Annotated in this window: 24 protein-coding genes and 1 pseudogene; 14 read left to right on the forward strand and 11 right to left on the reverse strand. The window is 64.1% G+C overall.

Translation table 11 applies throughout. From position 1 onward, the window contains the following. Window position 1: 1 nt before the first annotated feature. The 5 genes from M1E17_RS05690 to M1E17_RS05710 all read left to right on the forward strand — a co-directional run bounded on the left by M1E17_RS05690 (window position 2) and on the right by M1E17_RS05710 (window position 4,549). Window positions 2–673: an AzlC family ABC transporter permease gene (locus M1E17_RS05690; RefSeq protein WP_457966035.1), complete on the forward strand. Its 672-nt coding sequence runs from the start codon at window positions 2–4 to the stop codon at window positions 671–673. Further along, entirely contained in the window at window positions 666–983 is a 318-nt protein-coding gene (locus M1E17_RS05695; RefSeq protein WP_457966036.1) for an AzlD domain-containing protein, read from the forward strand. The genes M1E17_RS05690 and M1E17_RS05695 overlap by 8 nt, the downstream gene beginning before the upstream one ends. A gap of 481 nt (window positions 984–1,464) precedes the next feature. Then, a complete protein-coding gene (locus M1E17_RS05700; RefSeq protein ID WP_457966038.1) occupies window positions 1,465–1,785 on the forward strand; it encodes a GYD domain-containing protein in 321 nt (106 codons plus the stop codon). Window positions 1,786–2,132: 347 nt separating this feature from the next. Then, on the forward strand, window positions 2,133–3,209 hold the full coding sequence (locus M1E17_RS05705) for a methyltransferase (RefSeq protein WP_457967586.1): 1,077 nt from the start codon (window positions 2,133–2,135) through the stop codon (window positions 3,207–3,209). 206 nt (window positions 3,210–3,415) lie between these two features. Continuing rightward, window positions 3,416–4,549 (forward strand): glycosyltransferase family 4 protein, encoded by a 1,134-nt coding sequence (locus M1E17_RS05710; protein ID WP_457966039.1) that lies wholly within the window; start codon window positions 3,416–3,418, stop codon window positions 4,547–4,549. A 4-nt stretch (window positions 4,550–4,553) separates the two neighbouring features. Here M1E17_RS05710 and M1E17_RS05715 read toward each other — a convergent pair whose 3' ends face one another. After that, window positions 4,554–4,706 (reverse strand): hypothetical protein, encoded by a 153-nt coding sequence (locus M1E17_RS05715; RefSeq protein WP_457966041.1) that lies wholly within the window; start codon window positions 4,704–4,706, stop codon window positions 4,554–4,556. 206 nt (window positions 4,707–4,912) lie between these two features. Here M1E17_RS05715 and M1E17_RS05720 point away from each other — a divergent pair, with 206 nt between their 5' ends. Continuing rightward, the gene (locus M1E17_RS05720) at window positions 4,913–5,521 is read left to right on the forward strand and encodes a hypothetical protein (RefSeq protein ID WP_457966043.1); all 609 of its coding nucleotides are present in this window, start codon (window positions 4,913–4,915) and stop codon (window positions 5,519–5,521) included. A gap of 242 nt (window positions 5,522–5,763) precedes the next feature. Here M1E17_RS05720 and M1E17_RS05725 read toward each other — a convergent pair whose 3' ends face one another. The 5 genes and pseudogenes from M1E17_RS05725 to M1E17_RS05745 all read right to left on the reverse strand — a co-directional run bounded on the left by M1E17_RS05725 (window position 5,764) and on the right by M1E17_RS05745 (window position 9,608). Continuing rightward, window positions 5,764–6,486, reverse strand: coding sequence for a hypothetical protein (locus M1E17_RS05725; RefSeq protein ID WP_457966045.1), 723 nt, complete (start codon window positions 6,484–6,486; stop codon window positions 5,764–5,766). Then, window positions 6,476–6,913 carry a hypothetical protein gene (locus M1E17_RS05730; RefSeq protein WP_457967975.1) on the reverse strand — a complete coding sequence of 146 codons (438 nt, stop codon included), beginning with the start codon at window positions 6,911–6,913 and terminating at the stop codon, window positions 6,476–6,478. The genes M1E17_RS05725 and M1E17_RS05730 overlap by 11 nt, the downstream gene beginning before the upstream one ends. Window positions 6,914–7,084: 171 nt before the next feature. Further along, window positions 7,085–7,162: pseudogene (locus tag M1E17_RS05735) on the reverse strand (hypothetical protein); the annotation flags it as partial. A gap of 151 nt (window positions 7,163–7,313) precedes the next feature. After that, window positions 7,314–8,984 carry a thiamine pyrophosphate-binding protein gene (locus M1E17_RS05740; RefSeq protein ID WP_457966046.1) on the reverse strand — a complete coding sequence of 557 codons (1,671 nt, stop codon included), beginning with the start codon at window positions 8,982–8,984 and terminating at the stop codon, window positions 7,314–7,316. Window positions 8,985–9,104: 120 nt separating this feature from the next. Then, a complete protein-coding gene (locus M1E17_RS05745) occupies window positions 9,105–9,608 on the reverse strand; it encodes an Lrp/AsnC family transcriptional regulator (RefSeq protein ID WP_457966048.1) in 504 nt (167 codons plus the stop codon). A 93-nt stretch (window positions 9,609–9,701) separates the two neighbouring features. Here M1E17_RS05745 and hisC point away from each other — a divergent pair, with 93 nt between their 5' ends. Both hisC and M1E17_RS05755 read left to right on the forward strand, forming a co-directional pair. Next, the gene (gene hisC, locus M1E17_RS05750) at window positions 9,702–10,799 is read left to right on the forward strand and encodes a histidinol-phosphate transaminase (RefSeq protein ID WP_457966050.1); all 1,098 of its coding nucleotides are present in this window, start codon (window positions 9,702–9,704) and stop codon (window positions 10,797–10,799) included. A gap of 53 nt (window positions 10,800–10,852) precedes the next feature. Further along, a complete protein-coding gene (locus tag M1E17_RS05755; RefSeq protein WP_457966052.1) occupies window positions 10,853–12,265 on the forward strand; it encodes an amino acid permease in 1,413 nt (470 codons plus the stop codon). A 467-nt stretch (window positions 12,266–12,732) separates the two neighbouring features. On the opposite strand, the gene M1E17_RS05760 is transcribed toward M1E17_RS05755, so the two are convergent. Next, the gene (locus M1E17_RS05760; protein ID WP_457966053.1) at window positions 12,733–13,191 is read right to left on the reverse strand and encodes a GNAT family N-acetyltransferase; all 459 of its coding nucleotides are present in this window, start codon (window positions 13,189–13,191) and stop codon (window positions 12,733–12,735) included. Between the two features lie 259 nt (window positions 13,192–13,450). On the opposite strand from M1E17_RS05760, the gene M1E17_RS05765 reads away from it, so the two are divergent. From M1E17_RS05765 to M1E17_RS05775, 3 genes are read left to right on the forward strand one after another with little or no spacing between them, the layout of a single operon-like run. Next, entirely contained in the window at window positions 13,451–13,654 is a 204-nt protein-coding gene (locus M1E17_RS05765; RefSeq protein WP_457966054.1) for a helix-turn-helix domain-containing protein, read from the forward strand. Then, a complete protein-coding gene (locus M1E17_RS05770; protein ID WP_457966056.1) occupies window positions 13,647–14,834 on the forward strand; it encodes a type II toxin-antitoxin system HipA family toxin in 1,188 nt (395 codons plus the stop codon). The genes M1E17_RS05765 and M1E17_RS05770 overlap by 8 nt, the downstream gene beginning before the upstream one ends. A gap of 24 nt (window positions 14,835–14,858) precedes the next feature. Continuing rightward, complete coding sequence (locus M1E17_RS05775; RefSeq protein ID WP_457966058.1) at window positions 14,859–16,271, forward strand: amino acid permease; 1,413 nt, start codon at window positions 14,859–14,861, stop codon at window positions 16,269–16,271. Window positions 16,272–16,432: 161 nt separating this feature from the next. On the opposite strand, the gene M1E17_RS05780 is transcribed toward M1E17_RS05775, so the two are convergent. The 4 genes from M1E17_RS05780 to M1E17_RS05795 form a co-directional block, all read right to left on the reverse strand. Then, entirely contained in the window at window positions 16,433–16,861 is a 429-nt protein-coding gene (locus M1E17_RS05780; protein ID WP_457966060.1) for a hypothetical protein, read from the reverse strand. Between the two features lie 55 nt (window positions 16,862–16,916). Next, entirely contained in the window at window positions 16,917–17,483 is a 567-nt protein-coding gene (locus tag M1E17_RS05785) for a DUF7255 family protein (protein WP_457966062.1), read from the reverse strand. 432 nt (window positions 17,484–17,915) lie between these two features. Next, window positions 17,916–18,698, reverse strand: coding sequence for a hypothetical protein (locus tag M1E17_RS05790; RefSeq protein ID WP_457966063.1), 783 nt, complete (start codon window positions 18,696–18,698; stop codon window positions 17,916–17,918). A gap of 60 nt (window positions 18,699–18,758) precedes the next feature. Further along, window positions 18,759–19,508, reverse strand: a complete 750-nt coding sequence (locus M1E17_RS05795) for a FadR/GntR family transcriptional regulator (protein WP_457966064.1) — start codon at window positions 19,506–19,508, stop codon at window positions 18,759–18,761. Window positions 19,509–19,604: 96 nt separating this feature from the next. On the opposite strand from M1E17_RS05795, the gene M1E17_RS05800 reads away from it, so the two are divergent. Genes M1E17_RS05800 through M1E17_RS05810 form a run of 3 tightly spaced genes read left to right on the forward strand, consistent with a single transcriptional unit; the run spans window position 19,605 to window position 22,672 of the window. Next, window positions 19,605–20,483 (forward strand): carbon-nitrogen hydrolase family protein, encoded by an 879-nt coding sequence (locus tag M1E17_RS05800; RefSeq protein ID WP_457966065.1) that lies wholly within the window; start codon window positions 19,605–19,607, stop codon window positions 20,481–20,483. A 9-nt stretch (window positions 20,484–20,492) separates the two neighbouring features. Further along, window positions 20,493–21,842, forward strand: coding sequence for an APC family permease (locus M1E17_RS05805; protein WP_457966067.1), 1,350 nt, complete (start codon window positions 20,493–20,495; stop codon window positions 21,840–21,842). 47 nt (window positions 21,843–21,889) lie between these two features. Continuing rightward, window positions 21,890–22,672: a carbon-nitrogen hydrolase family protein gene (locus M1E17_RS05810; RefSeq protein WP_457966068.1), complete on the forward strand. Its 783-nt coding sequence runs from the start codon at window positions 21,890–21,892 to the stop codon at window positions 22,670–22,672. The last annotated feature ends 230 nt before the right edge of the window (window positions 22,673–22,902 follow it).

Consider the following 22,902-nt stretch of genomic DNA (forward strand, 5'->3'; position numbering starts at 1 on the left):
CATGCGTTCATTCCATCGAACATCTTCGCCTTTTGCGCCTGCGATATCGATCGCCTCAGCTGTGTTCATGGTCGGGGTGGCTTATGGCTCAACGGCGCTTGCTGCGGGCTTTCCGCCGTGGCTCGTCGTGCTTGCCGCCGTTCTTGTGCTCAGCGCATCCTCGGAACTGCTGTTCGTTGGCGTCATCGCGGCGGGCGGGCTGCCTTGGGTGGCGGTAGCTGCAGCACTGCTGGTGAATCTTCGGAACGTCGTCTATGGGTTCTCGGCTTCCGCGTTTCTGCCGCAGCCGCGCCTACTCCGGTACTTGTCGACTCACCTGATCAACGACGAAAGTGTCGCCTTCGCCCTAGCCCAACCGCAACCAGCCCGACGCCTCAGCGCATTCAGCGTCGTCGGGGTCGCAATTCTGGTCGCGTGGCCGCTCGGCGCAACGGTTGGCGTGCTTGTCGGGTACGTTGTGCCCGACCCTAGTCGCCTTGGCCTTGATGCGGCTTTCCCTGCCATCTTTGTCGCGATCCTCCTCGGGACCATCACGCGCAGCACCGTTGGTCCTGCGCTTGCCGGCGCGACGATCGCCGCGGCTGCCACGCCCGTCGTGGCCGCTGGAGTCGCCCCTGTCCTGGGTTTAGCCGGCTTGCTCACACTTGTGCGAAAGCGGGGGCACCGTGGCTGACATAAATCTCGTTCTCGCGATTCTCGTTCTCGCCGTCGGTACTTATCTCATCAGACTCGGCGGGGTCAGCTTCGGCGGGTCCCGCTTCGCCCTCCGGCTCCAACAATGGAGTGAGCCCGCGGTGATCGTACTTCTCGCAAGCGTCGCCGCCGCCGCAACTATCTATGACGGACAGGGTTTCGCCGGGTGGGCTCGCATCGCTGGGGTGGCTGCGGCTACCGGCCTAACCGCGATGCACGCACCCCTTGTCATTGTTGTCGTCGCCGCTGCCGGAGTATCCGCCTGTCTGAGGGTTCTTGGGCTTTACTGACCCCGGCGCACCGAGGGTGAGAGCTTGAGTGGAAGTCGCCCGTTAGCCGGTCCTCCAGGGACGACAACAGGGCAACAAGTTGGACTCTTTCAAATCGCTGGCTTCCGGACAGGCGGGTTCCCGTAAGACCTGCCACCGCAAAACGGCCATGGGTCAAAACGACCGGTTCTGAATCTGCCAGTGTCCGCGCCGGGCCGCCGGCACTGCCGCCTCTGTCGAATGCTACTCGGTACCGCTGGCATGGAGGGCCAGTAACGCCCACCGGGAAGGTATCCCGCATATTGACTGCCTGTAGCCCGAGGAATAACGTCTGCCTTAGCGGGGTCATCCACCCCGTTTTCCACGGGATAAGGGGCCGGATCTGGGCCGCTCCTGCATGGCGATGGAGCCAGGTGAGGAGGAGTCTGTGTGGACATCATCCTGCACCGCAGTTCCATGGCGTGAGCGGCCGATGGGATAGGAATCCAGGAAAGGAATGACCATGCCGAAGTATCTGTTTGAAGCGACGTACGTGGGCCAGGGGATCAAGGGCCTCATGCAGGAAGGTGGCACCAAGCGGCGTGACGCCCTGGTGGAGGCCCTCAAGTCGATAGGCGGATCGCTGGAGAGCTACTACTACGCTTTTGGTTACTACGACGTCCTTGGCGTCTTTGAGGCGCCGGACGATGCAAGTGCTGCAGCACTGTCACTCCTGGTTAATTCGACGGGGAGTGTCAACGTCCGCCTCAAGCCGCTCCTGACAGTGGAAGACATCGACGAAGCCGCCAAGAAGACACCGTCCTACAGGCCCCCGGGACAGTAGGGGAGCCCGGCACCAAGGCCCAGAGGGCCGGCGTCGTAATCTACGACGGCGGCCGCCGGCCACGGCACACCTGTATCCTGACAAAGCAGGTTGCATGGCTAGCAGCCATCAACCAAGCTCGGTTCACGGCCGGATGACGGTCCGGAATCCTGGGCCGCCGCCTTCCACGTCGTGGACCACCGCCGCAATCGTCAGTCGCCGATCGGCCCCCGGACTCTTGGAATGGACCCTTTATCACTAGCGACACGCCAGCTCCCCTGGGAATCCCGACGTCGGACCCCAACCCCTCGCGCACAGCTGCGGCAGATGAGCCCGCCCTCGTGACCTGGACTGAGGCTGGTGAGAGCATGACCGCACGGTGGCGTTCGGCGAACGGCAGGCCGGCGCCGACGCGCGTCGAAGTGGTCTCCGACTCTCTCACGGCCGATGACGCGAACCGGATGGCGTCACAGGGGATCGCGATGCTCTGGCAGGGTGACTTCCACAACGCACGGCAGATCCTCAACGCCATGGACCGGCGGATAGGCGCCGGAAAGAAAGAGACCGCAGCAACTCCGGCCGAGAAGTTCTATCGGCACCGCCAGTCCCGCTCGCATCGTGCACGCATTCTGGGCCTGCTGCTGATTCCGCTGGATCCGGGCCCAGTGGTGCCGCTGCGCCGCGCACCGGACATCCGGGAAGCCGCCGCTGAAGCGTACGGAGAGATCGGCGAAGCTTCCGTTGTGTCCCTGCATGAGCTTGTCGGGGCGATTGGCGCGCACGAGTGGCGGCGGAAGGGCGTCTACGTCGAGGCCCTGCACGGCCGCATCCACCCGCACTACGGGACGTTCTTCCCCACCCGCAGTGAGTATGTGGATCTCGTGGCCGCCGCTCCGCTGCCCTCTGACACGCTGGCGTTCGACGTCGGAACCGGCACCGGGGTGCTCGCTGCCGTCCTCGCGCGCCGTGGCGTCCAGCGTGTGGTGGCGACGGACAATGAACCGCGTGCAATCGCCTGCGCCGCCGAGAATTTCCGGAACCTCGGCGTCCAGGACCGTGCTGAGGCCGTCCTGACCGACATGTTTCCGCCCGGGCGGGCACCGCTCATCGTGTGCAACCCGCCGTGGATTCCGGCCACGCCGCATTCCACCCTGGACAACGCCGTCTACGACCCCGGGAGCAGGATGCTGTTCCGCTTCCTGAACGGACTCTCCGACCATCTGGAGCCGGCCGGTGAGGCCTGGCTTGTCCTCTCCGACCTGGCTGAACACCTTGGACTGCGGACACGTGACGATCTGCTGGCCGCCATCACGGCGGCCGGGCTGAAGGTGGTGGACCGGCTGGACACCAAGCCAACACATCCGAAGGCATCGGACCGCGACGATCCTCTGTTCGCGGCGCGCGCGGCCGAGGTCACGTCGCTGTGGCGGCTTGTTCGCCGATAGCCGCCTGCAGGAATTACGACGGCGGCGCATGGGCCCCGATGACCCTGACACTCCAATGATCCTGACACTCCAATGACCCGTTACCGGCGAACGCCACCCGGATACGATTAGCACCAGGGAGAAGTTGCTGGAACTGTCTACTCTCCAATAGCCGAAGGCGGGTCAGAGAGCGAAGGGTTAGTCCGTTCAGGGAGGAGACCCAGGGAATGGACCAGGCAATTGTCCACTGGCGGGGACGACTTGAAGGAACCAGCGGGTTCGCGGTTGAGGGCAGAAGCTTCGTCAAGGCTCTCCGGCAAGCCGGTTACTACGTCGAGGAAATGTCGGTGCCCTCCCGTCCGGACGTAGGTGCAGGAAAAGGAACCTACCCGCTGCGCCGATGCGGCACAGGGCTGTCCATCGTGCACTTGCCGTGGCATGACTACGGTTGGGAGAACTTATCCGGACAAGTGGTGTGGCGGGCCATGTTCGAAACAGCCTCAGTCCCTCCTGAATGGCTTCAACGCCTGGCAGAAGTCGATGAAGTATGGGTGCCGTCCCGCTTCAACGCCAAGACCTTCGCTGATGCCGGCGTAGATCCGCACAAGATTAGAGTCGTACCCGAGTTCGTAGATAAGGATTGGTCCCAGGCGGCTGACCGCTCCTATGGGGGCAATCAGACATTCACATTCCTTTCAGTCTTCCGATGGCAAAAACGCAAAGGATGGGATGTCCTTTTGCAGGCTTACTTAAAAGAGTTCAGGGCCACCGACGACGTAGAACTCGTACTGCGGGTAGACCCCTTTGGTCCCGGGAGCACCGATGTCCGTTCAGATATCACCGCCGTGATCCAGAAAATCAGGCCGCATCACCCTCCTCTGGTGCGGCTGCTGCCTCATCCGCTCTCACAACCTGAAATGCAGAGGCTTTATGCCTCTGCCCACGCCTTCGTGTTGCCCACACGGGGGGAGTCCTGGGGGCGGCCCTTCATGGAAGCCATGGCCTCTGGCCTGATTACCATCGGTACCGCCTGGGGCGGCCATCTTGACTTCATGAACGTCAACAACTCGCTCCTGATCGACTGTGAGCTCGTCCCAGTGCCTGATGCCGCAGCGTTGGAATGGCCGTTCTTCCGTGGCCAAACGTGGGCTGAACCTTCCGTGGACAGCATCGGCAACTGCTTACGGCGGGCGTACGAGGGAGGCCCGGTCATTGAACGGCTCCGTCAGAACGCGGCGGCCGCTATCAGGGCTCATTATGTTCAGGGTCATGCTCATGAAGCTTTGATAAAGGAGGTGGGGAGGCTGGTAACGGACCGCCCTGAGGACGGCCAGGTGGCCGCCATTGACGACGGCGGTTAGGGGCTTAAGGGGCTGGCGCGTCGAGGGAGTCGAGGGCGCGGAGGCTGGCGACGTAGGCCTCGGCCTCAGCGACAGTGACCAAGAAGAGGGCGAAGACGCCGTCGACGAGGACAGAGGCTGAGTTGCCTCGGCTACTGATGACGATTCCCTTCGGCAATTTGGCTACTTCCTTCCCTGCGGGTGGGTCTTCGTTGTTAAACAGAGTTCGTTGTGACCCCTCTGTTGGATTGCTCAATTCGGGCTCCAGAAAGGACTACCAGCGCGAGCTGCACGTCCTTCCCGGCCGCCGCCGTTCCCAGTGGTGGCGCCAAAAATCTATAGTGGGACATGGCCATGTTGAGGGTTTCGCTTCGCTTATCAGCTGTGTCGTTTGCGGTAACCGGTGTGTTGGTCATCGCCGTGACGTTCCTGCACCCGAGTATTTTCGATCGGCCGATCGGTGACGTGGTCCTGGAATCCGCAGCGTGGTGGGTTCCCGTGCACCTGGTTGGCTTGGTTGTCTTTGTTCTGACAGTTTTCGGAGCCACCGGCCTTGTTGCCGCCCATGGAGATCAAATGGGCAGGCTGGGACATGCAGGCTTAGCAGTCACTCTGGTGGGTGCAGGCTGTACCGGCGGTCTTGCCGCCGTCGAAGCGGCAGTATTTCCGGTGCTTGCGGAGCGGGCTCCTGACCTGCTTCGGCTTGACGGGCCGCTGCTGGCTTCCTGGCCCATGATCGCCGTCGGCGTTGCAGCCCTCGGATGGTTTGTGGGTCTGGGGATGATTGGTGCCGCGGCGGCCCGCTGCTCCGTTTTCCCCCGCGCAGCCGGGGTGCTGCTGGCAGTCAGCAGTGTTCTGTTCCTTGCCCTTGAGGGTCCGTTCGTTCCGGTGTTTGGCCTGCTCGCGGGCGTGCTTTTCGGCGCCGTCCTGATCTGGTGGGGCTGGCTTTTGGGGAAAGCCGCTGCTGGATCTCGCCAGATGCCACAGCACTGACGCAAGGACTGCCGCCGAGGTGCCAGCCGGCCGCCGTCGTAAGTTTCGACGGCGGCCCGCCGGGTGTGCGCCGGGACCAGCTAATGGACGACGTCCCGTTACCGGCCGCATTGCATATTTATAGTGTTTCCGCTACGAATATGATACCGGGGGGATGCGGTTGTTCCTGTGCTAGCGGGGCCTTGACGGAGCGGAACCAGCGCGGCACTGGTGAAGTAGCATGCGTTGAGTGCATGCCAGGATCAGCCCAGGGACATCCGGAGGCGCTCCACGCCGTCTGCACCTTCGGGCACAAGGTCCATATGCTCGGGGGTGTTTTTCAGGTGGCCGAGCATATGTGCAAGGTGATCGCGTTCTGCAGTCTGATAGGTGACGCCCCGCAGGTCACCCGCACCCACCACGGCGGCCAGGGTTAGGAAATCGGTGATGTGCCGCTCTCGGAATTCATCATTCACAATCTTCAGGGCGGCGGCTTTTCCGATCAGGCTGCCGAGTAGTGATGGGCGGTTCACCTGACCCGTGGTTGTCCCTGCGATGACATCAACCGTTTCCGCCCTGTCCAGGGCCTGCTGGGTGGCAGGAGCCGCGATCGTAGTCCCGCCTGTTACGCCAAGGCGCCCGGCTGCCCGTTCACCCAGATGACGTGGGATGAGGACATCCACAACGGCTTTTCCCCGAAGCCATCGGTGCTGGTGGCCTTCCAGCGACTCGCCCGCCGATTCGAAGTCAAGCTTCTTTAATAGTGAGGTGAAATCGTGGAGCATCCTAGGGTACGCCCGGATGTCGAGGGCAAAATCGGCGTCAGTTGTTGCCCTGACAATGGGGGCACTTCGTTCAATTGCGTGCAGGTAGACGGCCTGTCCCCCGACTAGGACCCAGCCTTGTGACATACCCGAATGGATCTCAAACACCGCCTGCCAGGCTTCCTGCTGCTCGACAGGCATTGCTGGAAGTTCAATCGGCACGGAGGCTCCTGATAAGTTCTCGAGCGGCTTCCTGTTCCCGGGCGCCTGGGCGTTCGGCCAGATCCGCAGCTACGACCAGTAGCGGAAGCTCGTCGGGGACGTCGTTGGCTACACGCAGAACAACGTTGGCCCGCTGCCCAGGCTTGGTCTCCACCAGGAACCAATCCCTTAGCAGGGCATCGACGTCACCCCGGCTTACATAGGCCTCGAGTTCGGAATTAGCGAGCAGACCCGATTCTGGGTGGGATACCCCGGACGGCCGGAGCCGAGGATCCTTCTTCAGCTCCGGGATATCGCCCCGGCCGGCGGAAAACTCAAGTCTGTCGGCGCGGTTGGCGAGCAACGCTAGCAGAAGGGGGGCGGAGAAGGCTGCGTCCTTCCACCGTTGCAGTCGCTGGTTGAGGCGGTACCTCTCAACGGGAGACACGCGCACGAGAAGATCGGGCTCCGCGTTTTCCCAGGCATTGCACGCGGCCAAGGCGAACAGCCATGCGTTACGCTCCGAAAGGGGCCGGCCAGCGGGTGCCCCGGGCCGATATTGGGATGCATCCGCTTCGTCAACCAGCCATCTTCCGCCCACTCTCTGCCCCCGGATGCGACCGGATTGGACAAGGTGCCGGGCACGGCTTTCGTTCACATTTAGGCGCTTCGCCAATTCGGGGATACTCAGCGGCATGTCAAAATTATATCGGTATCGCTATGAATGTGAAATGCAACTCGGCGTCGTGGGGCTGGGATGCAATTTCCCCCTGTTTTTCCCGCACCCCTCCTGTTCAGCTGCTCTGGATGGTGAACCGCGAGCGGAGCCTCAAAGGTCCTAAGGCGCCCTACCCCGCCACAGCCGCCTTCGCCTCCTGCTTGGCTTTCATCCACTCGCTCATCCACGGGGCCCGGACGCTGGAGGTGATCCGGCAGTCGGCCACGAAGGTTCCCTTGGCGCCGGCGTGGATCCACTCCTGAAGCGCGCCAAGGTCCGCCAGCGAGCGGATGACCGCCGAGTCGGCACCGAGCGCGCGGGCGACGCCGCTGAAGTCCACCTCGGGGATCAGCATGGGCTTTTCGGTGAGGCCCTGGGAGCCGTACTGGTGGATTTCGGCTCCGTAGGCGGCATCGTTGTAGATCACGACGACGGCGCTGCTTGCCGCCGCGATGAGCGATTCGAGGTCGGACAAGCCCATCAGGAAACCGCCGTCGCCGGAGGCCAGCACCAGGGTGCGGCCGTCCTCCACCGCGCGGGCCGCCCCGACGGCGCTGGCAAGGCCCAGCCCGATGGTCTGGTAGGCGGTGCCCACCATAACCAGGTCCTGGGGCCGCGGGATGCGCCAGTACATGGGTGCCCAGCCCATGAAGTGCCCGCCGTCCTGGACCACCGTGCGGCGCTCCGGCAGCATCGCATCCAGTGCCGAGGCAAGGGACCGCGGGTCCAGCCGGCCGTCGGGGGTCTCCACTGAGCCTGCCTCGTGGCCTGGCCCTTCGGCCAGGCGTTTGCGGGCTTCCGCGCGCCAGGCTTCTGAGTGGGGATCCGCTGGAGCGCCGTCATCCAGCAGCCGGAGGAGGCGGCCCGCAGCGGACTTCACGTCCGCGCTGACGAAGGTATCCACCCGGGGGTGCGTCGGCTGCAGGGCGGTGTCGATCTGGATGACCGTGCTGTCCGGGCCGAGCAGGTGCCCGAAGCGCATGGTGAAGGGGGTCAGGCTGGCCCCGGCCACCAGGACCACATCGGCCTCAGCCATCAGCCCGGCAGCAGTATCTGTGCCGAAGCCGCCGGCGACGCCCAGGTACCCGTCGCCCTGGAGGAGGTTGAGCGCCAGTGCTGTTCCGGCGGTCAGCGCGCCCAGGCGGTCGGCGAGCTCCCGGAGCTCGGGGCCGGCTCCGGCGAGATGCGCACCCCGGCCGGCCAGGATCAGCGGCCGCTTCGCCCCGCCGAGCAGGCGGGCTACCTGCCCAAGGCCGCCGTCGACGTCGTCCGTCACGGTAGGTGCCGACGGCTTCAGGAGGTCTTCTTCCGCAGCCTCAAGTGCCGCGAGGTCGTAGGGAATGGCAATCACGACGGCGGTCCGCTTGGTGAGCGCGTACTCCACCGCCTGCCGGGTGATGGAGCCCGCGGCGTCGCGGCTGACGGTGAAGGTGGCCGCCCCGAGGCCCGCGGCGATGGCCGTCTGGTCCACGTCCCAGGGCCGCACGCCGCTGCTCGGAGCGTCCCCGGTGACCAGCACCACGGGGATCTGCGCCTGGACCGCCTCGGCGAGGGCGGTGAGTGCGTTGGTGTAGCCGGGGCCGTAGGTGGTGGTGCCCGCTGCGAGACGTCCCGAGGCCCGGTAGTAGGCGTCGGCCGCGGCGAGGGCGGCGCCTTCATGCCGGACGGGGGAGAAGCGGAGGCCCAGCTTTTCCGCGGCATCCAGGAAGTGGACGTTTCCGTTGCCCATGACGCCGAAAACATCGCTGAGGTAGCTGCTGAGGACCTGCGCCACGCGGCCGGAGACGGTAAGTGAAGTCATGCAGGAATCTTCTGGCTTGCTCCCCGGATAGGCAATAGAGCCTGCTTGAGTTGGGATAATTGGCAGAAGATCGGCATGCCAAGTGAAAATTTGCCCACCTGTGGGGTGCGTCATCCGCGGCTAGTCCGAAGGGCGCGATTCCTGCTTCGACAGCCGGCTCAGGAGACCGTCGTAGCGGGGCGGCATGAGTTCCAGCACGGAAATGGCCGTGCTGGTCCGCTGGATTCCCTCGATTTCCAGGATCTGGTTGGTGATGCGGTAGAGATCGGCCGTACCGCGTGCCACCACCTTGGCCATGAGGTCCGCGTCGCCGGTGGTGGCGTGCACCTCGATGACCTCCGGAATCGCGGCGAGGCCGTCTTCCACTGCACCTGTCCGCGTCTGGCTGATGGACAGCGAGAGGAAGGCCATCAGGTCATATCCAAGCGCGGCGGGGTCCAGCCTGCGGCTGAAGGAGCGGAGGGCGCCGCTGCGCTCGAGCCGTGCCAAGCGGGCATGGACTGTGTTGCGTGCGACGCCGAGAGTCCGGGAGAGTGCCAGGGCGCTGGCTTCGGGGTCCTTGTCCAGGGCCAGGATGATCCTGCCGTCGAGGGAATCCAGGGTGCGAGGGTTCGGGATGGTCATATTTTCACCACAATCAGTTGAAGTTGAGCAGAAGTCCCAATGGGTTGAGGGTATCTTGCATTGTGCGCCGGGTCACATCCATGATCGGTGCTCATGACCCCTGATCAACTCGTGACCGCACCGGAGACGGCCCTCCCCACCCTTCGCGGCGCGGTGGCCGGCCTCCCTCCCTACGTCCCGGGCCGGCGCAGTGCCGGCACGGACATCGCAGCCCTCGCCAGCAACGAAAGCCACTACGAACCGCTTCCCGCGGCAGCCGCTGCGGTGGCCGCGGCGGCGGGTACGATGAACCGCTACCCGGACAGTGCCGCCGTCGAGCTCCGCGAACGGCTTGCCCGCCAGCTTGGCGTCACGGCCGAAGAGGTGGCGGTGGGACCAGGCAGCGTGGGCGTCCTCCAGCAGATCATCACCGGCCTGTGCGACGCCGGGGATGAAGTGATCTTCGCGTGGCGCTCCTTCGAGGCGTACCCCATCCTGGTTGAGCTTGCCGGCGCCCGGCCGGTCCGCATTCCGCTGGACAGCGCTGAGGGCCATGACGTCGATGCCATGGCTGCGGCCGTTACTGCCCGCACGCAGGTCATCCTGCTCTGCACCCCCAACAATCCCACCGGGGTGCCGATCAGCCATGAACGCATCGAGGCTTTTCTGCAATCCGTCCGCTCCGACATCCTTGTGGTGATCGACGAGGCCTATGTGGAATATGCCGAAGCGGGCAGCGGCCCCGATTCGCTGGCGCTCTACCGCCGGTACCCGAACGTCTGCATCCTGCGCACCTTCTCGAAGGCCTACGGGCTCGCCGGCCTGCGCGTGGGATACGCCGTGGCGGCGCCGACAATCGCCGAGGGGCTGCGCCGGACCGCCCTTCCCTTCTCGGTGAGCTCGCTGGCCCAGAAGGCGGCCATCGCGTCGCTGGACGCGGGGGAGGAGATGGAAGCGCGCGTCGCTGCCGTCAAGCAGGAACGCGCCCGGATGGCAGCGCAGCTGGAAGCCCAGGGCTGGAAACTGCAGGCGAGCCAGGGCAACTTCCTGTGGATCCGCGCCGATGACCGCCTCCAGGCCATGCTGGTGGACGCCTTTGACCGCGCAGGCATCCTGGTCCGCGCGTACCAGGGCGACGGCGTGCGGATCACCGTTGCCGATCCCGCCTCCAACGATCGTGTGCTCCGGCTCCTGGAAACCCACGCGGCCTGACAATCAACTGACCTAAACCCCAACCCGTTCCACCTACAACCAGAGGAATCCCCATGGAACAACAGACAAAGACGTCTGGCCGCGCCCTCGGCGCGGCACTCAAACCGCGCCAGCTCACCATGATGGGGCTCGGAAGCGCCATCGGCGCGGGCCTGTTCATCGGTTCCGGCGCCGGCATCCAGGCTGCCGGCCCGGCCGTGCTGATCTCCTACCTCGTGGCCGGCACGCTCATCATCCTAGTGATGTGGGCCCTGGGCGAGATGGCCGCCGCCAATCCGGACAGCGGCGCCTTCTCCGTCTATACCGCCAAGGCCTACGGGCCGGTGGCCGGTGCCACAGTGGGCTGGCTCTGGTGGCTGCAGCTCGTGGTGGTCATCGCGGCCGAAGCGCTCGGTGCGGCTGGCCTGCTGTCCACCATCTTCCCGGACCTGCCGGTGTGGCTGATGGCCTTCCTGTTCATCGTGGTGCTCACCGCTGTGAACCTGACCAGTGTGAAGAACTTCGGCGAGTTCGAGTTCTGGTTTGCGCTGCTGAAGGTGGCGGCGATCGTCGGGTTCCTCCTGGTGGGCGCCGCCCTGTTGTTCGGCTGGCTGCCGGGCGTGCAGTCGCCGGGCCTTGCCAGCTTCACCGGTGACGGTTTCGCGCCCGACGGTTTCGCCGGGATTGCCACGGCACTGTTCGTGGTGGCTTTCGCGTTCGGCGGCACCGAGATTGTGTCCGTGGCGGCAGCCGAGACCGCTGAGCCGGCCCGCAGCGTGAAGAAGGCAGTCCGCACGGTGCTGTGGCGCATCCTGGTGTTCTACATTGGTGCGATCTTCATTATCGCGGCTGTGGTTCCCGTCGGTTCTGAAGGGCTGAAGAGCCCGTTCGCTGCGGTGTTGGAGGCAGCCGGCATGCCCGGCGCGGCCACCGCCATCACCCTGGTTGCCGTCGCCGCACTGCTCTCCGCCCTCAACGCCAACCTCTACGGCGCCTCACGTATGGCGTACTCCCTCGCCGAGCGGGGCGAAGCACCACGCTTGCTTGCTTCCGTGTCCAAGGCCCGGGTTCCGGTTGTTGCCGTCCTGGCCAGCGTTGCCTTCGGCGTTGTCACGGTGGTGCTGGAGCTGGCATTCCCCGAGATGGTCCTTGGCGTCCTGCTGAACATCGTGGGCTCGACGTGCCTGCTGGTGTGGACATCCGCGCTCCTGGCCCAGCTCGCGCTGCGCCTCCGCGCCGACCGCGAGGGGACGGAGCTTCCCCTGCGGATGCCCGGCTTCCCGTGGCTCACGGTGGTTGGTCTGCTCATCCTGGTCGCGATCTTCACGGTAGGCTTCATCGGCGAGGACTCCCGTCCCCAGCTCCTGAGCACGTTCGGGCTCGTGGCGCTTCTGGCGGTGGCTAACTGGGTGAATCACCGGAACCGCAAGGTTGCGCCCGTTATTGAGTCTTCGGATGAAGCCAAGCAGCCGGTTCTTATCGACTAAATCAGGAGCTTTTGAGCCTGCCCCGCGGGTTCCGTCCGTACGAGGGCGCGTCCGGCTTAGGAAGGGCGCGCCCTCGGTTTTTTCAGTGGCGCCGACCAGTGTCCAAGGACATGGGGCGGTGTCGCAATTCACGACGGCGGGCCCGCTGGCTTTGTGCACTGGGGCGCCTATATGACGGACCTGCTCACCGAGGTCAATTCAAAGTCGAACACTCTTGGATTTGAACCCCGGAAAATATCGGTGGCTTGTCCTCAAATGCGCTGAGGGATGCTGGGCGCTAACGGCAGTGGTGAACCAGTTCCCCACCTCCTGTTGCCCCGGTCGGGCGGTGTCGCACCTTATCTGCACCTGCGTGCCCGCATCATGTGCAAACCTAGTCAGCCAGGTCCTCCGCCTAACGACGCCCCGGGAGTTTTCCTGATTAGGTAAGTCCTGAACTCTCACGGTGCACGTCGAGGGCCTGGGGCTCAGGTGCCGCTAGGAAAGCGGAGTTCCAGGATTTCTTCCGAACCGAAGGTCTGGCCGGTGGAGATGAAGCCTGCAGACTTGTAGAGGGCGGTGGCTGCGATGTTGTCAGCGCGTACGCCCAACCGAAGGAGCGGTGCATCGAGCTCGTCTCGGGCATGCCTGATGATCTCCTGAAGCGCTGCCCTGCCGAGGCCCTTGCCCTGGTGGGTCTTATGGATCATCAGGCGGTACAGCCACAGGTGCCCGTTGTCGTCAGAGTCGGGGCCGTACATCGCAAAGCCCACAGCCTCTTCGCCGTGCAACACCGCGCGGGTCATGAAGCCGGGCAGGAAGCGGCTCTCGGCAATAGAGAAGACGTTCGGGGCGACGAAATCACGCTGATCCTCGGTGACGGTTAGCCCGACCACGCCCTCCCAAGTGTCCCGGCGTAGATCAGTGAGGCGCACACGATTCTGCATAGGCTCCATTCTTACCCAGCCTCGTGCGGGCAGTCATCCGGGAGGCTCTTTTTCAAGGCCGTCCAGACGGCCTTCTCCGCCTTGAGTCTACGGTGGCGGGGACCGTAAATCGGAAATATCCTTCTGCTTAGCTCTTTATCGGCCCTCTGGACGCGGCACGCCAAGGCTATTCGGAAATATATTGCAGAATGTGATGAACTGGGGCACAGTTAGCGATGGTACTGGACGTATCAGCAATATATTTCAGAAAGGTGACCGGATGGAGGACGTGGCGGCCATTGGTGCCAGGATCCGGCGCGCCCGCAGGGAAGCCGGTATCACCCAAGGCGTCCTGGCGGGCCTGATTGGTACGTCCTCACGGACTATTCACGCCATCGAAACGGGGACCGGCAATCCTTCACTGGTTACGGTGGTCGCAGCTGCCAACGCGGTGGGACTGCACCTGAGGGCTACCGATGACTGATGACCTGGGGCGCCTGAAATTTGTCCGTAGCGCGGACGTGTACAAGGCGGGCGTCCTGGCCGGACATCTGAACCGCACCGGCCGCGGCAGTGTCGTTTTTTCCTACAGGCCAGGCTACCTGGCCTCAGGCGGCCGCCCTGTCGCTACCACTCTGCCTATTACGGCGGAGCCGGTGGAAGCCCCGAGCGGTGCACTACCGTCCTTCTTCTCTGGCCTCCTGCCCGAAGGCCACCGTCTCACCGTGCTCCGGGAGGCCGTCAAGACGAGTATGGGCGACGAACTGAGCCTGCTTCTTGCTGTCGGCGCCGACGTTCCCGGTGACGTTCAGGTGGTGCCGGCCGGGGAAGTGCCTGTTGAGCCTCCGCCGTTGGCGGACACGTCGCACCCGGAGGATCTCGACTTTGCCTCTCTGTCGGACGCAGTCGATCCGCACGGGCTGCCGGGCGTCCAATCCAAAGCCAGCGCCTCGATGTTGACCACGCCGCTGGCTCTGGCTAACCGCCGGTACCTGCTCAAACTGGATCCACCCCGGCACCGGCACCTGGTCCTCAACGAAGCAGCCCATCTCAGTGGGGCAAAGGCCCTGAAAATTCCGGTTGCCAAGCACAATGTTGTCCTGGACCGGAACGGCCTGCCCGGCCTGCTTGTTGAGCGGTTCGACCGCACCCAGGGCGACGGGCTGCTGCGTCTGGCCCTGGAGGACGCCGCGCAGGTCCTCAACCTCCCGCCGGCGTCAAAATACGCCGTCAGCTCTGAGGAAGTGGTGCTGGCGCTGGCCGGGCTGTGCAAAGCCAAAGTCATCGCCGTAAGAAACCTCTACCTGCAGTTCGTTTTTGCATGGCTTACCGGCAACGGTGACCTGCACGCCAAGAACGCATCGGTATTGGAAGGCCAATACGGCTGGGCGGTGGCCCCGGTCTACGACATCCCCTGCACGCTCCTGTACGGCGACGACACCATGGCTCTGACCGTCGCCGGCAGGGTGAAGAGCCTCAAGGTCCGGCATTGGCAGGATTTCGCCGCCAGCATCGGGCTGCCGGAAAGAGCTGCTACAGCAGCGAACAAGGTAGCACTGACGGCAGCCGCCGCCATCGATCTGGAAGCCTTGCCTTTTACCGGATCGCCCCTGAACGGGGCGCTGCGAGAACTGCGCTTCCGCCGCGCCGAGCTCACGGGCTGATCCGGATCGTGAAGTGGCGGGGAGATGGAACAACAGACAAAGACGTCTGGCCGCGCCCTCGGCGCCGCACTCAAACCCCGCCAGCTCACCATGATGGGGCTCGGAAGCGCCATCGGCGCGGGCCTGTTCATCGGCTCCGGCGCCGGCATCCAGGCTGCCGGCCCGGCCGTGCTGATCTCCTACCTCGTGGCCGGCACCCTCATCATCCTAGTGATGTGGGCCCTCGGCGAGATGGCCGCCGCCAACCCGGACAGCGGCGCCTTCTCCGTCTATACCGCCAAGGCCTACGGGCCGGTGGCCGGCGCCACAGTGGGCTGGCTCTGGTGGCTGCAGCTCGTGGTGGTCATCGCCGCCGAAGCACTCGGTGCGGCAGGACTGCTGTCCACCATCTTCCCGGACCTGCCGGTGTGGCTGATGGCCTTCCTGTTCATCGTGGTGCTCACCGCTGTGAACCTCACCAGTGTGAAGAACTTCGGCGAGTTCGAGTTCTGGTTCGCCCTGCTCAAGGTGGCGGCAATCGTCGGGTTCCTCCTGGTGGGCGCCGCCCTGCTCTTCGGCTGGCTGCCGGGCGTGCAGTCGCCGGGCCTGGCCAACTTCACCGGAGACGGTTTCGCGCCTGATGGCTTCGCTGGGATTGCCACGGCACTGTTCGTGGTGGCTTTCGCGTTCGGCGGCACCGAGATCGTGTCCGTGGCGGCAGCCGAGACCGCTGAGCCGGCCCGCAGCGTGAAGAAAGCCGTCCGGACAGTACTGTGGCGGATCCTGGTCTTCTACATCGGTGCGATCTTCATTATCGCGGCCGTGGTTCCCGTGGGTTCGGCGGGGCTGAAGAGCCCGTTCGCCGCCGTGTTGGAGGCCGCCGGCATGCCGGGCGCGGCCACCGCCATCACCCTGGTGGCCGTCGCTGCACTGCTCTCCGCCCTCAACGCCAACCTCTACGGTGCCTCACGGATGGCGTACTCCCTCGCCGAGCGGGGCGAAGCACCACGCTGGCTTGCCTCGGTGTCCAAGGCCCGGGTCCCGGTTGTTGCCGTCCTGGCCAGCGTCGCGTTCGGCGTTGTCACGGTGGTGCTGGAGCTGGCATTCCCCGAGATGGTCCTTGGCGTCCTGCTGAACATCGTGGGTTCCACCTGCCTGCTGGTGTGGACCTCCGCGCTCCTCGCCCAGCTCGCGCTGCGCCTCCGCGCCGACCGCGACGGGACGGAGCTTCCCCTCCGTATGCCCGGCTTCCCGTGGCTCACGGTGCTTGGTCTGGTCATCCTCGCGGCGATCTTCACCGTGGGCTTCATCGGCGAGGATTCCCGTCCCCAACTCCTGAGCACTTTTGGACTCGTGGTGCTGCTGGCGGTGGCGAATTGGCTCCACCACCGGAGTGGGAAGACTCCGGCTGCTGTTGAATCGTCGGACGGAGAAAAGCAGCCGGTGCTCGTCGACTGATTTGGGCGTTTTACCGATTCGATGGTTTAGGACACACGAAGGGCGCGTCCGGTTCTAGCCGAGCGCGCCCTCTCGGCTGTCCATTTTAGCCAACTCGATGAAGACAAACAGCGAAAAATGGCTTGGCAGGTGGGGCAGGAAGGACCGACCTCGGGAGATTCCTAATCGGCTTCAAACGTTCGGACCGATGTGGGATGCTCACTTGCCATAAAGGGGCTTTCCCATGCGGATCTCACGCCGTTCACTCCCTTGTCCGTGAATACCATGTACGGAGCTCCTGCATATATTGCTAGAACTGTCGCCCCGTCGGACAACTTCTCTGTCCGCTCTCGAAGCGATGACCCCCGTCCGGTTGTGATCGTCCTCTTTCCCGATAGGCGATCTCCAACGGTCGCAGTCCATGTCTCGACTGTCGACTTCGAAAACGTAATTGATTGAATCCTCTCACCATCTGGCAAAGCTTCTGCATGGCAGACAGCGGCCAGAGCCTCGTACACGCTGTCCTGCTCCTCGGGAGATATCCCGGGTATAAAGAACTTCATCGCTTCCTCTCTGAAGAACCGCTCGTCTTCGCTGCTGATCCCATTCAACCAGCAGGCGGAGGTCTTTCCGCCCTAAAGGATGCGGGAACGAAGCCTAACGGCCTCAGATGGAGAGGGCTCGAGCGATCTTGTCTCGATGCCTCCGATATGCGTGTCCGCCATCGTCGTCGACGGCCGGCACCCGAATGACCGGCGGCAGGCCCATCGCCGTGGCGGCCAAGTCACGCAGAGAGTCGTAGTAGGCGCGCTGCCTCGTCCTCGAACCCGGGTTAGGGAAGCCCTTGGCGATCTTGGAGGCTCGATAATTGTCGGCTCGGCGGGAATTGAGACGGCACAGGTTAATGTATTCGTCGCGGTCGAATCCCATGGCTGCGTCCGGAGGGTAAGCATCTAGGGTGATTAGCCTCCAGCTTGAGAAGTGCTGAAATTCATCAACTTCAATGATGGTCCCGGTCGGCTTGTAGAGTAGGTCGCCTCGAAGTACGTTAGTACGCCCGGCGGCATACGGGGCAGGGTCACCCTCAAGCGCCAGGAAGATATCGTGGAGGGACCTAACCGCGCCAGCCGCCTCTGGTGGGAGACCGAAGTGCCCCTGCTCCGTCATCCATTGAAACGAGTAATTCTGAATGAGTTCGATGCCATCAGCTGCGGCTGCTGCCTTGAAGGTCAACTCGGTGTCTCCTCGTGCCATGTCCTTACCCTAGCCGGGCCACCCAGTGACGTTAAGCCTTCGCGAGGAAGCCGGATCCGCCGTCGATTACCCCATTCTGGATCGAGTCGGCGAACAGACATTTCCTTCTAAGCCCGATCGTGTGGCACGAATTTCGCAGGTCGTATGCTGCGGATATGTTGGGCCGGACGTGGACCACTCCTTCATGAAGCAACGGTATGCGACTGGCCATCCGCCTTGGGATGCTTCCGTCCACTCCTATCTTCGCTTTCATTCGAAACGTAGTCGCTTGGCACGACAGATTTGTCCTAAGCAAGTCGTGAAGAGCGCGTGGCTCCGGTTTGCGGAGGCCTTCTCTTATTAAGACGGTATCGATTGCGGCCGCCAAATGCGCCTGGTTGGCCGTACCTCGCTACCGCCAGGATCATGCGCTCAATACGCCTGGTCGGCCGTCTTGCCCTTTTCCAGTGTTCTCACCAAGGCGTCAAGGTTCTCCTCCAGCTCTTTCAACCGGCGGTTTTCAGCGATCGTAGGGACTTGGAGGTCCTGAGCGAAGCGGCCCAACCAGAGGGCGAGGTCTTCGGGTGTCTCTCTACGAAGGTCTTCGCGATACCTCTTCCTGAACGTGGCGAATCCCGCGACCGTTGGCACGGGGTCGGCGCTGCCTAAGTCGACCATAAGCTCGGCGACGGCACGCTGTTCCTCTCGCCAGAAGATAAGGTTCAGTCCAGCAGAGCTGTCTGAAGCGAAGGTGCGTGCCAAGCCTTCGACATCTTCCACAACTTCGCGGCTATTCACGTCGGACTCGAAACGTAGCAAGTTGGTGCGGTTGTACAGGCATTCCTGAACCGCCCAGTACGTAGCGAACCTGTGCAGAGTCCCAAGGAGGGCTACATCACGGCGGTGGTCGTCTTCGCTGTTGAGGTAGAAGAAGAAGTTCTTCCTGCGAATATTGTCGATTCTGCTCTGCAAATCCTTGGCAGCGAGCAACAGCGGTTCCCGAAGGTTATTAAGTTCAGCCCTCGAGCTCAGATGCCGTTCGTGATGTGCCTTCTCCGCGTCAAGGCGGTCTTTCAGGCGTATTAGCTGTTCGTTGTTTTCTGCTTGACCGCGCTGCGTCCTCAGACTCGCTACCGCGGCAATTAGTGACGCCACAACAGTAGCGGCTAGAGCGAAAGAGGCCGTGACGACGGCGGCAAGAAGGGCAGAATCCATGCCTCATGGTAATCCTGCAGCTTAACAGAATCTGTTCGGGCTGGTTTCAGAGAAAGAGTCCTAGGCTCCGCCCTGCGCCAGCCCCATAAACATCGTCCGGTGCAGGATGTCCACGTGCTTTCGCGAAACCTCCACGGCTTCTTCAACATGACCGGCGCGGAGGGCGGCCACGAGCGCGATGTGGTCGTGGTTGGACTTGTGCAGCTTCTCGATGGGGTAGGGGATGAAGTAGTCGTAGAGCTCGGCGAGCGTCTCGTGATAAACATCGACGGCGGTGCCCATCCCTGATGACGTTCCCACCAGTTGATGGAACCGCTCGTCTACTTGGTGGTAGACGGACCAGTCAGTTGCCTCGGCCATGTCCCGGGTCAGCCGCTCCAGCTCGTCGAGCTGCTGAGCCGAGGCATTAACCGCCGCATAGTGCGTGACAGCGCATTCGAACAGCAGCCGCCGGTCCACCAGCCGGTTCACGGCCTGGGACTCTGCCGGCGACGCCGAAAGTGACGCCAAAACATCCGAAGGCGGCGAATCCGCCACAAAGGTCCCGCCGGCACGGCCGCGGCGCCGGACCACCACGCCCTGCTCCGCCAGGCTCGCCAGCGCGCGTCGGGCCGTAATCGGGCTGACCGACAGGCCCAGGGCCACGTCCTCCTGGTCCGGCAGCCGCTCGCCCGGCTTCAACAGCCCCAACGAAATTGCCATCCCGATCCGGAGGCGGACCGCATCTATCGCGCTGCGCCGGTCCGTCCCGGGCATCCTGTCAGCGCCGATGGGTGAGGGCTCGGCGGTGTCCTCCAACTGACGGGTCATATCCGCTACTTTACGGCCCACATCAGCCCCCTTCCCTTTATTTGATCATTCTGATCTAATATAACCCGGATCACACCCCAACGCGGAGAAAAAACCATGCAACGCATCCTTCCCCTCATCGCCGCCCAGGCAAGGCCTCGGCTCATCGGTGAACCCGTTTCGGCCTTCGCGGAGGAGGTCAGGAAAGCCCTCGAATCCCAGCCGCACAGCAAGCTGGTCGTCTTCCCCGAGCTGCACCTCTTCGGGGACGAAACCCCGGACCGGCAGCGCAGCGAAATGCTCCAAGCAAGTGCTGAACCGCTGCGCGGACCACGGGTCAAAGAGCTCAAAGAGCTCGCGAAAGACCTCAACATCTGGCTGGTCCCCGGCAGCGTCTGCGAACGCGGCCCCGAAGGCCAGCTGTTCAACACCCAGCTGGTCCTCTCTCCCGAAGGGGAGCTCGCCGGCTACTACCGGAAAATCTTCCCCTGGCGCCCGTTCGAGCCCTACGACCCCGGCGACAAGTTCACCACCGTGGACCTGCCCGGCACCGGCAGGGTGGGCCTGAACATCTGCTACGACGCCTGGTACCCGGAAGTGTCCCGCCAGCTTGCCTGGATGGGCGCCGACGTAATCCTCAACGTCGTCAAAACCACCACCCCGGACCGCAAACAGGAACTGATCCTCGCCAAGGCCAACGCCATCGTCAACCAGGTCTTTATGGTCAGCGTCAACTGCGCCGGCCCCACCGGCCAAGGCAAGAGCATCATCGTGGACCCGGAAGGCAACACCGTCGCCGAGGCCGCCGACGATCAACCGCAACTGCTCACCGCGGAACTGGACCTCGCCGCCGTCGAGCGCGTCCGCACGCACGGCACGGAGAACCTCAACCGCCCCTGGTCGCAGTTCCGCGAGGGGGAGCCCGCCGTCGAACTTTCCGTTTACCAAGGCCGGATCAACCCGGCCACCTGGACACCGCCGTCCTACAAGCCCTAAGGAAACACCGTGACAACAACCCTGACCCGCACGCTGAAGCTGCCTTCGCTGGTCCTGTTCGGGCTGGCGTACCTGACCCCGATCATCGTCCTGGGGATCTTCGGCATCATCGCCGAAACCACCGGCGGCGCCGCGCCCGCCGCGTACCTCGTGGCGCTCGTGGCCATGCTGTTCACGGCGCACAGTTACGGCCGGATGGCCGTCGCCTACCCTGTGGCCGGCTCCGCCTACACCTACGTCCGCCGCTCCATCGATTCCCGGGTGGGGTTCCTGGTGGGCTGGGCCGTGCTGCTCGACTACCTCTTCCTGCCCATGGTTATCTGGCTCATCGGCGGCTCCTACCTGAGCGCCCAGTTCCCCGGCATCCCCATCGGCGTCTGGATCGTGGGCTTCATCGTGATCACCACGCTGCTGAACATCCTGGGCATCAAGGTGGCGGACAAGGCCAACTACATACTGATGGCGTTCCAGCTGCTGGTCCTGGTGTTCTTCGTGGCGCTGGGCATCGGCAGCGTGGTGTCCGCCAACGGCGCCGGGGGACTGGCCAGCGGGCAGCCGTTCTTCAACGACACCGCCAGCTTCGCCACCATCTCCGCCGGCGCGGCCATCGCCGCGTACTCGTTCCTGGGGTTCGACGCCGTCACCACGCTCACCGAGGAAACCATCAACCCGCGCCGGACCGTGCCGCGCGCCATCATGCTCGTGGCCCTGATCGGCGGCGGCATCTTCGTGGCGGTGTCCTACGTGACCCAGCTGGTCCACCCCGGCGGCGTGTTCGAGGACTCGGCCTCCGCGGCCAGCTCCATCGCCCTGCAGATCGGCGGGCAGCTGTTCGGCGCCGTGTTCCTGGCCGGCCTGGTGGTGGCGCAGTTCGCCTCCGGCCTCGCCGCGCAGGCCAGCGCCTCCCGCCTGCTGTACGCGATGGGCCGCGACTCCGTCCTGCCCAAGGCGGTCTTCGGCCGGCTGAGCGAGAGGTTCCACACCCCGGTGGCGAACCTGGTGGTCACGGGCATCGTGGGCCTGATCGCGATCTTCCTGGACGTGGCCACCTCGACGTCGTTCATCAACTTTGGTGCCTTCACCGCCTTCACGCTTGTGAACGCCGCGGTGGTGTTCCACTATGTGCGCCAGCGCCGGGCTGGGCAGCAGCTGAATCCGGTGTCCTACGTGGTGGTCCCGGTGGTCGGCGCGATCATCTGCGCCTACCTGCTCTCCCGGCTGGACAGCAATGCCATTACGCTGGGGGTGTCCTGGCTGGTGCTGGGCGTGCTGGTCCTGGCCCTGATCACCCGCGGGTTCAAGGCCTCGCCGCCGGAGATGACGGCCACGGAGAAGGCGACGGTCGAGGCCACGGTCTGAGCCTGCCAGTTTGTAGTGTGGCCGCCGAGCCGAGGGAAGGAACGGTTGTGAGGATAGCGCTGGGGCAGCTGGAGTCGGGTGCCGACGTCCGGGCCAACCTGGCCGTCATCGACCGGTTCGCCGCCGAGGCAGCGCGCGACGGCGCTGCGCTGGTCGCGTTCCCGGAGTACGCCACTTACGAGAAGAAGAAGGTGGACGCGACCTTCCCCGCGGTCGCCGAGCCGCTGGACGGACCGGTTTGCAAGGAGTTGGCGGGCATTGCCCGCCGTCACCGCATTGCGCTGGTGGCGGGCGTGGTGGAGACCTCGGACGAGCCAGGGGGCAGGGCGTACAACACACTGGTGGCGTTCGGGCCCGACGGCGGCCAACTGGCTTCCTACCGGAAGATCCACCTTTTCGACGCGCAGGGGTTCGGGGAGTCCGAGTTCATCAAGCCGGGCGAGTCCCTCGAACCGGTGGTGTTCGAGCACGGGGGAGTGCGGTTCGGGCTGATGACCTGCTACGACCTGCGGTTCCCGGAGCTGGCCAGGTCGCTGGCCGACGCCGGCGCGCAGGTCCTGCTGGTCTGCTCGTCCTGGGTGCCGGGCGAGCACAAGACGGAGCAGTGGCTGGCCTTGAACGCGGCGCGGGCGATCGAGAACAGCGTGTACGTGGCGGGGGTGTGCCAGGCTCCGCCGGTGTCGGTGGGGCGGAGTGTGCTCGTGAATCCGATGGGGGTTGTTGAAGCGGACCTTGGTCTTGCTGCCGGTGTCCGAGCGGTGGAGGTTTCGCTGGAGACGGTGGACCGGGTGCGGGAGTCGTTCCCGATGTTCCGGCAGCGGCGGCTGTAGCTGGCGCGCCGAGGCGAGTCGATCAAATCGTTCGGGTCCTGCCTCAACCGCTCGGGCGAGTTTACGAAATCTTTGTGGCAGGACCGGTACCGAGCCTTGGAGCGGGCGAGAGGGCGTTGTCTCCCTCGAATGACTTCTTTACCTTCCACGAGGCAACAAGGCTGGCAGCTGCAGTAGATTGTTCCGTTCCCCTTTCGACGGTTGCCACCGTCAAGCGGCTAGGCTTGGCG

It is taken from the genome of Arthrobacter sp. D1-29, assembly GCF_054130585.1.

Bases quoted from the DNA above. Each gene is read 5' to 3' on its own strand.
- M1E17_RS05740 (WP_457966046.1), bottom strand. From the start codon at position 8,984: ATGACTTCACTTACCGTCTCCGGCCGCGTGGCGCAGGTCCTCAGCAGC.
- M1E17_RS05770 (WP_457966056.1), top strand. From the start codon at position 13,647: ATGACTGATGACCTGGGGCGCCTGAAATTTGTCCGTAGCGCGGACGTG.
- M1E17_RS05705 (WP_457967586.1), top strand. From the start codon at position 2,133: ATGACCGCACGGTGGCGTTCGGCGAACGGCAGGCCGGCGCCGACGCGC.
- M1E17_RS05765 (WP_457966054.1), top strand. From the start codon at position 13,451: ATGGAGGACGTGGCGGCCATTGGTGCCAGGATCCGGCGCGCCCGCAGG.
- M1E17_RS05700 (WP_457966038.1), top strand. From the start codon at position 1,465: ATGCCGAAGTATCTGTTTGAAGCGACGTACGTGGGCCAGGGGATCAAG.
- M1E17_RS05795 (WP_457966064.1), bottom strand. From the start codon at position 19,508: ATGACCCGTCAGTTGGAGGACACCGCCGAGCCCTCACCCATCGGCGCT.
- M1E17_RS05710 (WP_457966039.1), top strand. From the start codon at position 3,416: ATGGACCAGGCAATTGTCCACTGGCGGGGACGACTTGAAGGAACCAGC.
- M1E17_RS05775 (WP_457966058.1), top strand. From the start codon at position 14,859: ATGGAACAACAGACAAAGACGTCTGGCCGCGCCCTCGGCGCCGCACTC.
- M1E17_RS05790 (WP_457966063.1), bottom strand. From the start codon at position 18,698: ATGGATTCTGCCCTTCTTGCCGCCGTCGTCACGGCCTCTTTCGCTCTA.
- M1E17_RS05760 (WP_457966053.1), bottom strand. From the start codon at position 13,191: ATGCAGAATCGTGTGCGCCTCACTGATCTACGCCGGGACACTTGGGAG.
- M1E17_RS05690 (WP_457966035.1), top strand. From the start codon at position 2: ATGCGTTCATTCCATCGAACATCTTCGCCTTTTGCGCCTGCGATATCG.
- M1E17_RS05745 (WP_457966048.1), bottom strand. From the start codon at position 9,608: ATGACCATCCCGAACCCTCGCACCCTGGATTCCCTCGACGGCAGGATC.
- M1E17_RS05800 (WP_457966065.1), top strand. From the start codon at position 19,605: ATGCAACGCATCCTTCCCCTCATCGCCGCCCAGGCAAGGCCTCGGCTC.
- hisC (WP_457966050.1), top strand. From the start codon at position 9,702: ATGACCCCTGATCAACTCGTGACCGCACCGGAGACGGCCCTCCCCACC.
- M1E17_RS05755 (WP_457966052.1), top strand. From the start codon at position 10,853: ATGGAACAACAGACAAAGACGTCTGGCCGCGCCCTCGGCGCGGCACTC.